The sequence below is a fragment of the Rhodothermales bacterium genome (assembly GCA_013002345.1).
Lineage (GTDB): Bacteria > Bacteroidota > Rhodothermia > Rhodothermales > JABDKH01 > JABDKH01.
On sequence record JABDKH010000222.1, the window covers coordinates 1 to 13,362 of the forward strand.

Below are 13,362 nucleotides of genomic sequence, written 5' to 3' on the forward strand. Positions count from 1 at the left end.
CCGATACGCCGGCGAAAGCCGGTTCAGGGCCTCGGCGAGCACCCTCTTGTCCTGGCTCATCTCAAGATGACGGTCTGGCAAAGGCGCCGGGTCCACACGCTGGAACGTCTCAAGCGATGTTTCTGAACGAGAGGGTTTTCGGTATTGATCATTTGCAACGTTCTTTGCGATTCGAAACAGCCAGGGCAAGAAGGTCCCGCCGCGAAAGGAGTGACCGTACCGAATGAGCCGATCAAACACGTCCTGCACGGCATCCATACTGTCAGCTCTGTTTCGCATGATCGAGAAGAAGTAGCGGTACAGTTTCTGATGATGACGCGTAAACAACACGCCGGCACTCTCTCGTGCCCCTCCCGCGACCTCAAGCATGAGTTCGGAGTCCGTCTTCAGGTTCTGGTCTTGTCGCATTCGATGGGTCGCAGTTTCCATTGAAAACCGGTCATCTTCAGAATGGTTACAGTTACGGTCGAAGATTGTAGTGTATAGGCGGAGCCGCAGTGGCTTCACGGAGCCCGACTATATCGAGGACGAGGGAGCCTACGGAGAGCAGCCAGCCGTCACATCAGCTGGCACGGCCCTCTGCACGTTTCTTGAGCGCGTTGTTCATCGCCTCGAAGCCCTTTCGCGTCGGTCCCGACATAGTATTCAAGAACAGGGGCACCAGCAGTCCGCTGAATTGTTCGCGATGATGTAGGCGAGCGCCTCCGTAGGCTGTTTCCTCGATCTGAAAGAGGTGTTCTCCATCGAACAGGCCGGGCAGGAGCAGTCGTCCAAGCCACCGCAACTCCCGGGGGTGTGCTACCCGCAGGATTGTTGGTCGAAATGTCATCGCCTTACCACCGGGCGGTTCGATGCGAACAGCAAGCCGCGTTCCTTCGACGGCAGCCCCGACAATCTCCGGGATAAACGGATTCCACTCCGGGTAGCTGCCGAAGTCTGTGAGAATCTTCCAGACGATCTCGGGGGCAGCCGCGACATCAATGGCGGTGACAATCTCTCTCATAGCGCGATCAGTGTTTTCTGCGGTAGATGAATGTTGGATGGCCGGCGGCAGTGTACCAATACGTCGATCGGCTGGTCAACTACGACCGGGTTTCGCAGTGTGAAATCGGGATCTCCAGATTGACATTGCTCGCGTTCGTGGCTACTGTTACAGGCACAGCCGGCGCTTTACCCGAAAGGGTCGCAATCACGATTGCGGCGAGAAATACACCCAGCGCCCGCTGTATGTGGCTTGGCGCCGGATTGGGGCGCCAAGCCTTTTAGTTGTCGCACCCCCGGTCATTCTCTTTCCCCGTCATTCTCGCGCACGCCCCTGCGCAGGCAGGGGCAGGCGAAACGCGAGGACCGAAGGGCCGACTGATGATCGCAGCGAATAATCCCATTCAAGTCGGCAGAAACCGGGCGTGGCCCCGTGATCTGGTCAGGGATGACGGTTTCTGACACTCGCGCCTACCGACCGAGTCCTTGCCGTCCACCACCGAAATCATTGCCGAGCACGGATGCTGCCGTTGCCAGTGCCCCGGCGCCGCCTCTGCGTTCCTGCGCCACCAATATCTGCGTCGATTCTTGACTTAAATCACCCCTTCCTGCCGCCGATACTACCGCTAGCACTTCGACAACATGGTTGGCTCAGGCGGACAAGGCAATGGTAAACAAGGAAGTCGTCAAAAAGGATCTCATCGAGCGCATCGAAGCGCTGGTTGAAGAATCGTGTACCCTCGTACGGACGAAGGAGAGCTGGACGCGGCACGTCGAGATTCAGGCTGAGATCATGCAGCTCTGTCGTAAAGCCTCGGACACCATCAACACCGACAGTCGGCCATACTGGGACAAGGACGTCGCAAACTCCCGCGAGACACGAGCGGCATGAACCCCCGCATCCCATCGGCCCAGGTATAAATTCGCGAAGCCGCGCCTCAATGGTGCGGCTTTTCTGCTTCAGGTCAGTCCGTTAAATTGTGGGCGGCTCCCCACCATTCATTTCAAAGGCCGCAAACATTGGACTGGTTGTACGACCCTCAGGCATGGATCGCTCTTGCCACGCTGACGGCGCTCGAGATTGTCCTTGGCATCGACAACATCATTTTCATCTCGATCCTCGCCGGAAAGCTGCCGGAACATCAGCAGGAGCGTGCCCGCATTGTGGGACTTGCACTCGCACTCATCGGCCGCGTCCTGTTGCTGCTTTCGCTCACCTGGATCATGCGACTTACCGCACCCCTGTTTGCCATCATCGGGTATGAGATTTCTGGACGCGATCTCATTCTCATCGGAGGAGGGCTATTCCTGCTGGCGAAAGCGACTCACGAGATTCACTCCAGGCTGGAAGAAATAGGCCATGAGGATGCGGGCTCTCGCGCGGCCGCAACGTTTCGCAGCGTCATCATTCAGATTCTTCTGCTCGACATCGTGTTCTCCCTCGACTCGGTAATCACGGCAGTTGGAATGGCCGATCAGTTATGGGTGATGGTCACGGCTGTCGTGATAGCAATCATTATCATGATGGTGAGTTCGGGAGCCATCTCGCGCTTCATAGAGGCCCGGCCCACAGTTAAGATGCTGGCTCTGGCGTTCTTGCTGATGGTTGGTGTCGCACTCGTGGCGGAAGGCCTCGATTTCCACATCCCCAGGGGTTACATCTACTTTGCGATGGCCTTCTCGGTGTTCGTGGAGATGCTGAACCTGCGGCTCCGATCGAAAGAGAAGACGCCGATTAAACTCGGGCGGTCACTGCCACCCGGACTCGGCGGCTGATCGCCTGCCTAGAACGGCGTGTCGACTGGGGGCAACTCGCCGGCCGCACCTTCGGCGCCTTCCGGGCCGAGTTGCGCCGACGGCTCGGCGTAATACGTCGTCAGGTTCTCGAAGCGAGCATGTTGATGGACGAACGCCAGCCGCACATCGCCGACGGGTCCGTTTCGCTGCTTGCCGACAATGATCTCCGCGAGTCCCTCTGTTGAATTGCCGTGCTCGTCGACTGTAATCCCATAGCGCTCCGCACGGTAGATAAATGCCACAACATCAGCGTCCTGCTCGATGGATCCGGACTCCCGCAGGTCGGACAGTTGTGGGCGCCGATCGCCGCCGCGAGTTTCCACTGCACGACTCAGCTGAGACAGAGCCAGGACGGGCACGTTCAATTCCTTGGCGAGGCCTTTGAGGGATCTGGATATCTGAGCAATCTCCTGTTCGCGGTTGGAGCTGCGCGACTGAAGCGTCCCATGCATGAGCTGCAGGTAGTCGACTACGACGAGGCCGATGTCGTGCTCGGCCTTCAGGCGGCGACACTTGGCGCGAAGTTCGAGGATGGAGAGGCCCGGCGTGTCGTCGATGTAGATGGGAGCGGACGAAAGCCGGCCGGCGGCGCGGGCCAGCTTTGGCCAGTCGTCATCGCTGAGTCGTCCCGTACGGGCAGCCTGTGCATCGACGCGGGCTTCGGATGTCAGGAGACGCTGGGCAAGCTGCCCGGCACTCATTTCGAGCGAGAAGATGGCGACACCGACAGGGTTCTTCTTGTGAAGCGCCGAGTTTCGGGCGGATGCCAGCGCGAACGCCGTCTTGCCCATGGAGGGTCGCGCAGCGATGATAATCAGGTCGGATGGTTGCCACCCGCCGGTCAAATTGTCGAGCGAACTGAAGCCGGTGGGCACACCCGTGATGCCGCTTTCGCGTCCGTGAATCGCCTCCAGTCGCGACAGCGTGTCCTTCAAAACCTCGTTCATTGAGGTCGCGGCTCGACGAAGCTGGGTGTCGGAGATTCGGAAGATGTCGGACTCGACCTGGTCGAGCAGTTCGAACGCATCGGCCGACGGATCGTACGCATCACCGACGTGCGCGGTCATCGTCTCGATGAGTTTACGCAGCAGCGATTTTTCGGTGATGATGCGGGTGTGATACTCAACGTTGGCAGCCGAGGCCACGTGTGTCGTCAGCTCGGAGAGATAGTACTCTCCGCCTACTTTCTCGAGTTCGCCATTTCGCCGGAGCTCCTCTCCTACCGTGATGAGGTCGACCGGATTGCCTCGTTCAAACAGGCCCAGAATCGCGTCGTACACCTTCTGGTGCTGTGAAGCGTAGAACGCGTCCGGAGGCAGGATTTCGATCACCTGCGGAATCGCCTCGCGCTCGATAAGCATCGCGCCGAGAACGGCCTTCTCGATGTCGACGGCCTGAGGAGGCACGCGGCCGGATCTGCCCGTGCCGGACGCCGGGGTCGCCCCACCATTGCGGCGACGCGGTCTCGGAGGCGGGGGCTGAAGTTCTTCCTCCAGCCTGATCCGTGTCGTAAGATCCTTTTCGTCAGCCATGGCGAGACTCTTCAGTAGCTGGTGGCGCCGGCGCCCGTGAGTTGATCGTGGTGGTCACGCAGTTTCTGCACGTCTTCCCATGTAGCCTTCTTCCACTCGGGATTTCGAAGCAGTGCCGCCGGATGATAAGTGACCATTACCGGGACGCCATGAAAGTCATGAAACTCTCCGCGCAATGCCTTGAGAGACCCCTTCTTCTGAAGAAGCGAATTGCCCGCGGTCTTTCCCACGCAAAGGATCACGCGTGGACGAATGAGCGCGATCTGCTTGAACAGAATCGGGATGTGGGCTGCGACTTCGGCAGGCAAAGGATCGCGGTTGTTCGGAGGGCGACTCTTGAGAATGTTCGCGATGTACACGTCGCTGCGGGCAAAACCGATGGCGGCGAGAATCTTCGTAAGCAACTGACCGGCACGACCAACGAACGGTTCTCCCTGCCGGTCCTCATCGGCGCCGGGCGCTTCACCAATAATCATCAGATCGGCTTCGGGGTTGCCTACGCCGAAGACGGGTTTCTGTCGAACCTCGTCCAGCGGAATCAGAACGGTGTTCGCGACCCACTTCTCCACGGCGGCGAGGTCGCCGAATTTGTGAAGCGGTGACCCGGCCTCGATCAGCGCATTGAAGCGATCGGTCGTTTCAGTGTTGTTTTCCCCTGGAGGCGCGGCTGCAGGGGCGGGACTCGTCGACGTCAACGGAGAGGCTTCTGAAACAACTGTTGGCTCAACAGGCACCGTCGGGCCCGACAGCGCTATCTCCAGTTCCAGTGCGCCCTTTATTTCATCCAAAACGTCGTGCATCGATTAAGAGTCAACATCCTTTTTCGAAGTGCGTGTCGGGCGCACATGTTAGCGGACACGCAAGGTAGGATGCCGGGGCTCGCATCTCAACCAGACGCACCGGGGATTCATGGCGATTGTGGGAAAAATGGGGACAACTGACCAGGTGAACAGCCTGTCGGCACAACAGAGCCCGTCGACGAATCAAGTCCACAGCATCGGCAGGCATGTGTCAGCTCAAACGTATTCGAGCGTGACGGGCGGACGCGCTATGTCGAAATTACTATCGACTGAAGCAGCATTTATGAACGTGGTATGCTCGCCCTCATAAATGCCGGCACTGGCATGGATATGCCCAAAGACATGATACCGCGGCCGTACGATCTCAAGCTGTTTCAATAGATCCGGACACCCGCAACTGATCTTGCCCGACCGTGGCCTGTCCAGAATTCCAAACGGGGGCGTGTGTGTAATGAGAACGTCCGTCGCATTCGGAATCATCGACCACTTCTCCTGGAGTCCGCCGGGTGTCATGTAGAACGCCCATCCCTGAAGGTGCGGAAGCCATGGCGACCCATAGAACCTAACGCCTCGATACACGTGGCTGGTATCTTGCAGCCATACGGCATGGCGGAAGACAGGCAGGCCCAGGCGGAGTCGTTCAGAAGCTGCGAAGTCGTGATTTCCCCCGATACAGAGAATGCACTCGAATCGCTGCCGGGCGAACCAGGCATCGACGTCGTCCACATCGCTCTGGTTCTTCTGGAACCCATCGCAAAAATCGCCGCAATGAATGAGAACGTCGCCCTCGAGAATGCCGAGTTCGTCGTGTTTACCGTGGGTATCACCTACAACGACTATGCGCATACGGGCATGCGAGTTGTCGGCCGGAGTGTACCACCGGCACCTTGCTTCTGGCTGCAGAATCAGGCCCTGCGACCGGCGTGTTACTCCGAAACCTCCCCAACCAAACGTATCGACACTACGCGATCCAGAATCAGGTTCGCGATATCGTCCTTCGACTTCGTTCCCAGATCCTCTACGGCACCGTCTCTGTCAATCAGGCGTACGCGGTTCGTGTCGTGACGAAACGCAGCTCCCTTGTCTTTCGGGTTGTTCAGGGCAATGAGATCGAGGTTCTTCTCTGCGATCTTGCGACGTGCGTTGTCGATCTCGTTGTCTGTCTCGAGGGCGAAGCCGACGAGCGTCTGCTCCGGCTCCTTGGATCGGCCCAGTTCGGCAAGGATGTCACGGGTTCGGTGCAGTGTTAGCACCAGGTCGCCATCTCCCTCTTTTTTGATCTTCGACGACGCGGTCGACTCTGTCGTGTAGTCCGCCACGGCAGCCGCCATGATCACGACGTCCGCATCGCGATGTCGGATCACGGCCTGGTACATCTCGTTCGCGGTCGTTACGTCAATGCGTTCGACGCCGGTTGGAGACGGCAGGTCGGAGGGCCCCGACACCAGAACCACATGGGCTCCGCGTAGCCTGGCGGCAATGGCCAGAGCGAAGCCCATCTTTCCGGACGAGTGATTGGTAAGAAACCTGACGGGGTCGATTGACTCGCGCGTCGGCCCTGCGGTCACCAGCACTTTCATCCCGACGAGGTCTTCGCACGCCTCGATCCGCTGCTGCAATTCGCGGGCTATGCGCTCCACGATTGCCTCCGGCTCCGGCAGCCGCCCCTGTCCGACCAGCCCACTCGCGAGTTCGCCCCGATCCGGCGGCATGACGACATAACCATACTCCTCGAGCGTCTCCAGATTCGACTGCGTCGCAGGATGGACGAACATGTCGTGATCCATCGCGGGACAAACTAGGATGGGGCAGCGTGCAGCAAGCGCCACGGCAGTGAGCATGGAGTCGCAGAGTCCGTGGGCGAGCTTGCCGACGGTCTGGGCTGTCGCCGGCGCGACGACAAACAGATCCGCCCACAGGCCAAGCGACACGTGCTTCGTCCAGCTTCCCGATTCATTCTCGGGAAAGATCTCCATGAGGACTTCGCGTTCAGAAAGCGTCCCGAGGGTGAGCGGCCCGATAAAACGAGTCGCATCCGGCGTCATCACGACCTGTACGGTCGCACCCGCCTTCTTCAGCAACCGGACCAACTCAGCCGATTTGTAGGCCGCGATGCCACCGGTCACACCAAGAATGATATTTCGGTCAGATAGATCAGTCACCGTTTTTTCGTTGTCGAGATTCGATCGCCGGGTTCGAGTCGGGATCCGCATCGAGAAAAGAGTGGATCAGTGCAAGCGTATCGGTTACAGCACTGTCCAGGTCCTCGTTGACGACGACGGCGTCGAAGCGATCCTGGTGCTCGAGTTCGTACGTGGCCTTGTCGATACGATCGGCCAGTGACGACGGATCTTCACTTCCCCTCAGTGTGAGTCTCTTTTCCAGTTCTTCCAACGATGGCGGGCGGATGAAGATCACGAAACAATCTGTTCCGAAGGCCTCACGGACGTTCAGCGCCCCCTTGACGTCGATGTCGAGCAGCACAGGTCCCTCGGCGGCTGTCCGGTCCACCTCACGTTGCAGCGTTCCATAAAGCCTGCCCGGGTACACCTCCTGGTATTCCAGGAGCTCGCCGGACTCGATGTAATCGTTGAACGTCTCAGGTGAGACGAAATGGTAGTCGACCCCGTCACGCTCGTAGTGACGAATAGGACGCGTGGTTACAGAAACAGAGAACCGGAGATCCGGCATCTGGGCCATGACGCGGCGAGCGATGCTCGTCTTGCCGGAGCCACTCGGGGCGGTGAGGACAACGATTCTTCGTCGGTCCGCGTTGCCGTTACTATTGGACGTTTTCGATTTGTTCACGGACTCTCTCAAGTTCTTCTTTCATTCGCACCACGACGTGGGCGATCTCAGGGTCGTTTGCTTTTGATCCGATGGTATTGATCTCGCGATTCATCTCCTGCGAAATGAAGTTGAGCTTCCGGCCGACGGACTCTTTCATCTCAAGGGCGTCGCGGAAAAGTTGTATGTGCGAGGCGAGGCGAACGGCTTCTTCGTTTACATCGAGCTTGTCGGCCATGATGGCGATCTCAAATTCAAGACGCTCCCGGTCGACGCGCTCTTCGCTTACGAGTTCGGCAATTCGCTCCTGTAGTCGTGTACGTGCCGCGACAATACGTTCCGGCGCTCGATCATTGATGGTCGCGAGACCTTCTTCCAGCGTATCGAGACTTCCGGCAAGGTCAGACAGAAGAGCCTCACCTTCCTTGCGCCGCATCGCGCATATCTTGGTGATGGCCTCTTCCAGCGCCGCGGCGACGACGGGCCAGAGTTCCTCGATGTCTGTTTCCGCCGTATCGGTCTTGTCGACGATCTCGGGAAAACGCAGAAGGTGCTCGAGTCTGACGGAGTCCTGAATGTCCAATTCCCTGATCAGGTCCTGCAGCAGGTTACGGTACGCCTGGGCCACCGGACGATTGATGCCGACAGCAGACTCCAGTTCGGCCCGCGCCTCAATGGTGAGGTGGGCCGTGATACGCCCGCGTGCCAGGGATTCCTTGATCCGATTCTGAACATCGACCTCCTTTTCGGCGAGGTTGCGCGGTCCCCGGACTGAAATCTCACAGAAGCGGCTGTTCACGGATTTAATTTCGACGACGACCGTGACTCCTTCGCCTTCAGCCCGTCCCCGCCCAAAACCGGTCATACTCGAAATCATAGTCCGCGTGTTGCTTGCTTGCACCGCCGGGCGGTGCGATGTACATCAACCAGAAGAGCCGAAAGCGCCGCCGCTTCCGGCCCGTAAATGCGGAGAGGGTGGGATTCGAACCCACGGTACCCCTAGAGGTACACACGCTTTCCAGGCGTGCCCCTTCAGCCACTCGGGCACCTCTCCGTTCGCATCCAAACACCGGCGTTCTGCAGTCAGAAATAGAACGCAGGTTACACCTCCATGATCTCCGCTTCCTTCCTGTCGAGGTAGTCGTCAATCTTCTGGATGTGCTTGTCGGTGACCTGCTGCAGCTCCTCCTCACCCTCGTAGCGCATGTCCTCAGGCAGGTTCTCGTCCTGCTGCATTCGCTTGATCTCGTCCTTCGAGTGGCGCCTCACATTCCGGACGGCCACCTTCGTGTCTTCGCCGCGTGCCCGTGCCGTCTTAACGAGGTCCTTGCGTCGTTCCTCGGAAAGAGGCGGAATGGGTATTCGGATGAAGGTGCCGTCGTTCGAGGGATTGAATCCCATGTTCGAGGTCAGGATTGCCTTCTCGATCTCCGCAAGTGCAGAGGTGTCCCACGGCTGAACCATGAGAAGGTCCGGCTGTGGCGCACTGACGCTCGCCATCTGGTTCAGGGGCGTCTGTGTCCCGTAGTAGTCCACCCTGAGGTGTTCAAGCATGGCTGGAGACGCTCGGCCAGCCCGGATCGAGGTCAGTTCCGTCCGAAGGTGCTCGAGCGCCTTGTCCATCTTGTCGGTGGCCTCCCCTAGCACTCGCTTAATGTGGTCATCAAGCATAATCGATCTCCAAAATTCAGAATCTGAATCTACCTGGCGTGAGCCACGCCGGCAGCAGATGCTTTACCCGTCCAGTGAACCAGCGTTCCCACCTGGTCGCCGCGAACGACCCGCGCCAGGTTGCCCTCCACGTTCATGTTGAAAACAATAATGGGCATGTCCGACTCCTTGCAAAGCGTAAAAGCCGTCATATCCATGATGCGCAGATTCTTCTCGATCACGTCGTCGCCGTGGATCGTCTTGAACAACTCAGCCCCGGCGTCTTTTTCGGGATCTGCGCTAAACACGCCGTCCACGCGGGTCCCCTTCAGTATCACGTCGGCATCAATCTCCAGCGCGCGAAGCGCGGCCGCCGTGTCCGTCGTGAAGTAAGGATTTCCGGTGCCCGCCCCGAAAATGACGACGCGTCTCTTCTCGAGATGCCGGATCGCTCGCCGCCGAATGAAAGGCTCGGCAATCTGCTCCATCTTGATGCTCGACAACAACCGGGTGTACACGCCCGCCTGCTCGAGCGCATCCTGGAGCGCCATGGCGTTGATCATGGTCGCAAGCATGCCCATGTAGTCCGCATGAGCTCGCGTCATGCCCGTCGAAGCATTGTTCACGCCGCGAAAGATGTTGCCGCCACCAATGACAATCGCGACTTCGACATCTTCATCAATGACCGTCTTGATCTCCCGTGCGTAGGTCGCGAGGACCTTGTCGTCCACGCCATACTCTTTGTCACCGAGCAACGCTTCGCCGCTCAGTTTCAGCATGACCCGTTTGTAACGCAAGCTCGATTCGCCGGCTTCAGACATGTATTTGATGCGTTGATTGGCTGAGGAAAACTAGGGAGTCATCGCAAGCTAAGCAAAGGAAGCGAAGGCGCCGGAGGCATAAACAAACAGGGCGCCACGAATGCGGCGCCCTGCTCACTATCCAGACTTCTTCGGCATCCATTGTCAGTCGCCGAGCGCGAACCTGACGAACGAGTGAACGGTCAGGTCCGACTTCTTGAGCAGGTCGCCTACGCTGATGGAGGCGTCCTTCACGAACGGCTGTTCAACGAGCACGTTATCCTTGAAGTAACGTTCGAGCTTGCCCTGAGCAATTCGATCGAGAATCTTCTCCGGTTTGCCTTCGTTGCGTGCGGCGTCGCGGGCGATCTCGACTTCCTTCTCCTGGACATCGACCGGTACTTCGTCGCGAGTAGTCGCGACCGGATTCAATGCCGCGACCTGCATGGCCACATCACGACCAACGACCGTGGCTTCTCCCGTTCCCGAAATGGAAACGAGTACTCCAAGTCGTGAACCGGGGTGGATGTACGGAACGGACTGGCCGGAGTCGTTGGTCAGTACGGCCAGTCGCCGGACATCGATCTTCTCACCGATCTTGCCGGTAAGTTCGGTGATCATCTGCTCCAGCTTCTGTCCGTTCTCCATGTTGAGCGCCAGGAGAGCATCGCGATCGGCAGGGAGCTTCGCGAGAACGAGATCAGCGACGTCACCGGCGAAGGACTGGAAGTCTTCGTTTCGGGCGACGAAATCTGTTTCGCAGTTCACTTCGACGAGCACACTTGTGTGACCGTCAGCGGATGTTCGAGCAACGACGAGACCCTCCTTGGCATCTCTGTCGGCGCGTTTCGCTGCAACTTTCTGTCCCTTCTTGCGGAGGAGTTCGATGGCGGCGTCAAAGTCGCCGTTGCTCTCAGTGAGCGCACGCTTGCAATCCATCATCCCCACGCCGGTGATGTCGCGAAGCCGCTTTACATCTTTGGCTGATACAGACATTATTTCCATCTCTAAGCTTGCTTGTGTCTTCGTTGAAGGAGTTGGTCGAACGGGTTACGACTTAGCCTTCTCGGCGGCTTCCGCGTCGGCTGGCTCTTTCGCTTTCTTTGCGGCCTTCGCAGCAACTTCTTCAGCGGCCTTCGTCTCGGCTTTTACGTCTGAGACTACGTCGGACGTTTTCGCTGACTTCGTCGCTGCCTTGTCGCCTGGCTTCTCGGTCTTGGCCAGCTGAAGCAACTCCTTCTCCTTCTTCTCAGGTGTCGATGTTGTCTTCCTGGCTCTCTTCTCTTTGTCCGGCTCGCCCTTCTCTTCCTTCTCCGCCTTCTTCGCTTTCTCTGCTCTTTCTGCCTTTATCTCCGCCCTCTCCTGCTGGATCTTGTCTTTCTCAGCTTGTTCGCTAGCCCGCTTGAGGTCTCGCTGCTTCAGCCCTTCCTGAATGGCCGTCGAGATCACGGATGCCGCAAGATCGATGGACTTGATAGCATCATCATTGGCGGGGATCGGGAAATCGACGAGGTCCGGATCGCAGTTGGTATCAATCATGGCGATAATCGGCACACCGAGCTTTCTCGCCTCTTTGACGGCGATGTGCTCGCGGTTGATATCGACCACAAAAAGGGCGCCGGGTACGCGGGGCATTGAAGCTATACCCGTCAATACTTTCTCCAGCTTCTGCCTTTCGCGCCCCTTCATGAGGCGCTCCTTCTTTTTTAGCTGGTCGAGTGTTCCGTCCTCTTCCATCTTGGACAGATCCTCCATGCGCCGGATGCTGCGGCGGATCGTCTGGAAGTTCGTTAGCGTGCCACCGAGCCAGCGCTCCACGACATACGGCATGTCGCAGGCCTCCGCGTGTTTGCGGAGGATGTCGCGGGCCTGCTTCTTCGTACCGGCGAAGAGGATGGTCTTGCCTTGAGCGGCAAATCGGGCGGCAGCCGCGGCAGCCTCATCGAGCAGAGTCTGCGTACGTGTCAGGTCGATGATGTGGATGCCGTTGCGCTCCATGAACACGTAGGAGCGCATTTTGGGATTCCAGCGACTGGTGAGATGGCCGAAATGGGCTCCGGCCTTGATCAGGTCCTCTATCGAGGCGCGATGCGTCGATGCTTGCGTTTCCATTATCTCCGTATGGTTGGGTTTACTCCTCTGCAGCCGTCATCTGCGCGGTGAAGCCAAACAGGGTTGGCCACCCCGCCGCGCATCGGACTGCATGTGTGATTTTGTCGGCCAGGGCCGACACATACTGAATGCCTGTGGCAGAGTTACGGCCTAACGCTTCGAGAACTGGAAGCGTTTGCGCGCCTTCGGCTGGCCGTACTTCTTGCGCTCGACCATGCGTGGGTCACGCGTAAGGAGGCCAGCGTCCCGCAGCGGCTTGCGCAACTCCTCGTTGTATTGCAGAAGGGCGCGTGCGATGCCGAGCTGGATGGCCTCTGCCTGGCCAGTGAGTCCACCGCCTTTGGCGTTGACGACGATATCAAACTGGTCCCCGGTCTCTGTCACTCTGAGTGGAGCGAGGGCCCGGTTTCTGCTCGTCAGGAGGGGGAAGTAGGTCTCGATCTCTTTCTTATTAACGACGACCTTGCCTTTCCCGGGCCTAACGTAGACACGGGCAACCGACGTCTTGCGGCGGCCGACGGCGTTATACTGAACAGGTGCTGCCATTCTTATTGGGCTTTTCTACTGAAAATCGGTTTAGATCTCGAGCGTTGACGGGTTCTGTGCCGCGTGCGGGTGCTCTGGTCCCGCGTAGACCTTCAGCTTCTTGAACATCTGGCGACCCAGCGGGCCCTTCGGCAGCATGCCGCGAACGGCGCTCTCTACGATGAATTCCGGCTTCCTCTCTCTCAGATCCTTGACGGTCTGAACCCGAACACCGCCAGGATAGCCGCTGTGGCTGAAGTACGTCTTGTTCGCTTCCTTCGCTCCGGAAAAGCGCACTTTGTCAGCGTTGATGACGATGACGTGGTCGCCGACGTCGACGTGAGGAGTGAACGACGGCTTGTGCTTCCCGCGGAGGAT

At 58.5% G+C, this 13,362-nt stretch carries 16 protein-coding genes and 1 tRNA gene; 2 read left to right on the top strand and 15 right to left on the bottom strand.

Features of this window, described 5'->3' with window-relative positions:
• Together HKN37_11235 and HKN37_11240 are read right to left on the bottom strand one after the other, a co-directional pair.
• The coding region (locus tag HKN37_11235) for an RNA polymerase sigma factor (protein ID NNE47222.1) at positions 1-408 on the bottom strand (408 nt) is incomplete at its 3' end.
• 154 nt (positions 409-562) lie between these two features.
• The gene (locus HKN37_11240) at positions 563-1,003 is read right to left on the bottom strand and encodes an SRPBCC domain-containing protein (GenBank protein NNE47223.1); all 441 of its coding nucleotides are present in this window, start codon (positions 1,001-1,003) and stop codon (positions 563-565) included.
• 645 nt (positions 1,004-1,648) lie between these two features.
• On the opposite strand from HKN37_11240, the gene HKN37_11245 reads away from it, so the two are divergent.
• Positions 1,649-1,873 (top strand): hypothetical protein, encoded by a 225-nt coding sequence (locus tag HKN37_11245; protein ID NNE47224.1) that lies wholly within the window; start codon positions 1,649-1,651, stop codon positions 1,871-1,873.
• 128 nt (positions 1,874-2,001) lie between these two features.
• Positions 2,002-2,757 (top strand): TerC family protein, encoded by a 756-nt coding sequence (locus HKN37_11250; protein NNE47225.1) that lies wholly within the window; start codon positions 2,002-2,004, stop codon positions 2,755-2,757.
• A gap of 8 nt (positions 2,758-2,765) precedes the next feature.
• Here HKN37_11250 and dnaB read toward each other — a convergent pair whose 3' ends face one another.
• From dnaB to rplM, 13 genes are all read right to left on the bottom strand, one after another.
• Complete coding sequence (gene dnaB / locus HKN37_11255) at positions 2,766-4,310, bottom strand: replicative DNA helicase (protein NNE47226.1); 1,545 nt, start codon at positions 4,308-4,310, stop codon at positions 2,766-2,768.
• An 11-nt stretch (positions 4,311-4,321) separates the two neighbouring features.
• Complete coding sequence (locus HKN37_11260) at positions 4,322-5,110, bottom strand: uracil-DNA glycosylase (protein NNE47227.1); 789 nt, start codon at positions 5,108-5,110, stop codon at positions 4,322-4,324.
• Positions 5,111-5,326: 216 nt separating this feature from the next.
• Positions 5,327-5,956, bottom strand: a complete 630-nt coding sequence (locus tag HKN37_11265; GenBank protein NNE47228.1) for a metallophosphoesterase — start codon at positions 5,954-5,956, stop codon at positions 5,327-5,329.
• 80 nt (positions 5,957-6,036) lie between these two features.
• Positions 6,037-7,323: a bifunctional phosphopantothenoylcysteine decarboxylase/phosphopantothenate--cysteine ligase CoaBC gene (gene coaBC / locus HKN37_11270; protein ID NNE47229.1), complete on the bottom strand. Its 1,287-nt coding sequence runs from the start codon at positions 7,321-7,323 to the stop codon at positions 6,037-6,039.
• Complete coding sequence (gene gmk / locus HKN37_11275; protein NNE47230.1) at positions 7,265-7,918, bottom strand: guanylate kinase; 654 nt, start codon at positions 7,916-7,918, stop codon at positions 7,265-7,267. The genes coaBC and gmk overlap by 59 nt, the downstream gene beginning before the upstream one ends.
• Entirely contained in the window at positions 7,893-8,774 is an 882-nt protein-coding gene (locus tag HKN37_11280; protein NNE47231.1) for a YicC family protein, read from the bottom strand. The genes gmk and HKN37_11280 overlap by 26 nt, the downstream gene beginning before the upstream one ends.
• A gap of 90 nt (positions 8,775-8,864) precedes the next feature.
• Positions 8,865-8,951, bottom strand: a tRNA-Ser gene (locus tag HKN37_11285).
• Between the two features lie 47 nt (positions 8,952-8,998).
• On the bottom strand, positions 8,999-9,568 hold the full coding sequence (frr, locus tag HKN37_11290) for a ribosome recycling factor (protein NNE47232.1): 570 nt from the start codon (positions 9,566-9,568) through the stop codon (positions 8,999-9,001).
• A 29-nt stretch (positions 9,569-9,597) separates the two neighbouring features.
• Positions 9,598-10,368 (bottom strand): UMP kinase, encoded by a 771-nt coding sequence (locus HKN37_11295; protein NNE47233.1) that lies wholly within the window; start codon positions 10,366-10,368, stop codon positions 9,598-9,600.
• Positions 10,369-10,512: 144 nt separating this feature from the next.
• Entirely contained in the window at positions 10,513-11,343 is an 831-nt protein-coding gene (locus tag HKN37_11300) for an elongation factor Ts (protein ID NNE47234.1), read from the bottom strand.
• A 54-nt stretch (positions 11,344-11,397) separates the two neighbouring features.
• Positions 11,398-12,459, bottom strand: coding sequence for a 30S ribosomal protein S2 (rpsB, locus tag HKN37_11305; GenBank protein ID NNE47235.1), 1,062 nt, complete (start codon positions 12,457-12,459; stop codon positions 11,398-11,400).
• 150 nt (positions 12,460-12,609) lie between these two features.
• Positions 12,610-13,005: a 30S ribosomal protein S9 gene (gene rpsI / locus HKN37_11310; GenBank protein ID NNE47236.1), complete on the bottom strand. Its 396-nt coding sequence runs from the start codon at positions 13,003-13,005 to the stop codon at positions 12,610-12,612.
• A gap of 30 nt (positions 13,006-13,035) precedes the next feature.
• A partial coding sequence (rplM, locus tag HKN37_11315; GenBank protein NNE47237.1) for a 50S ribosomal protein L13 occupies positions 13,036-13,362 on the bottom strand: 327 nt, incomplete at its 5' end.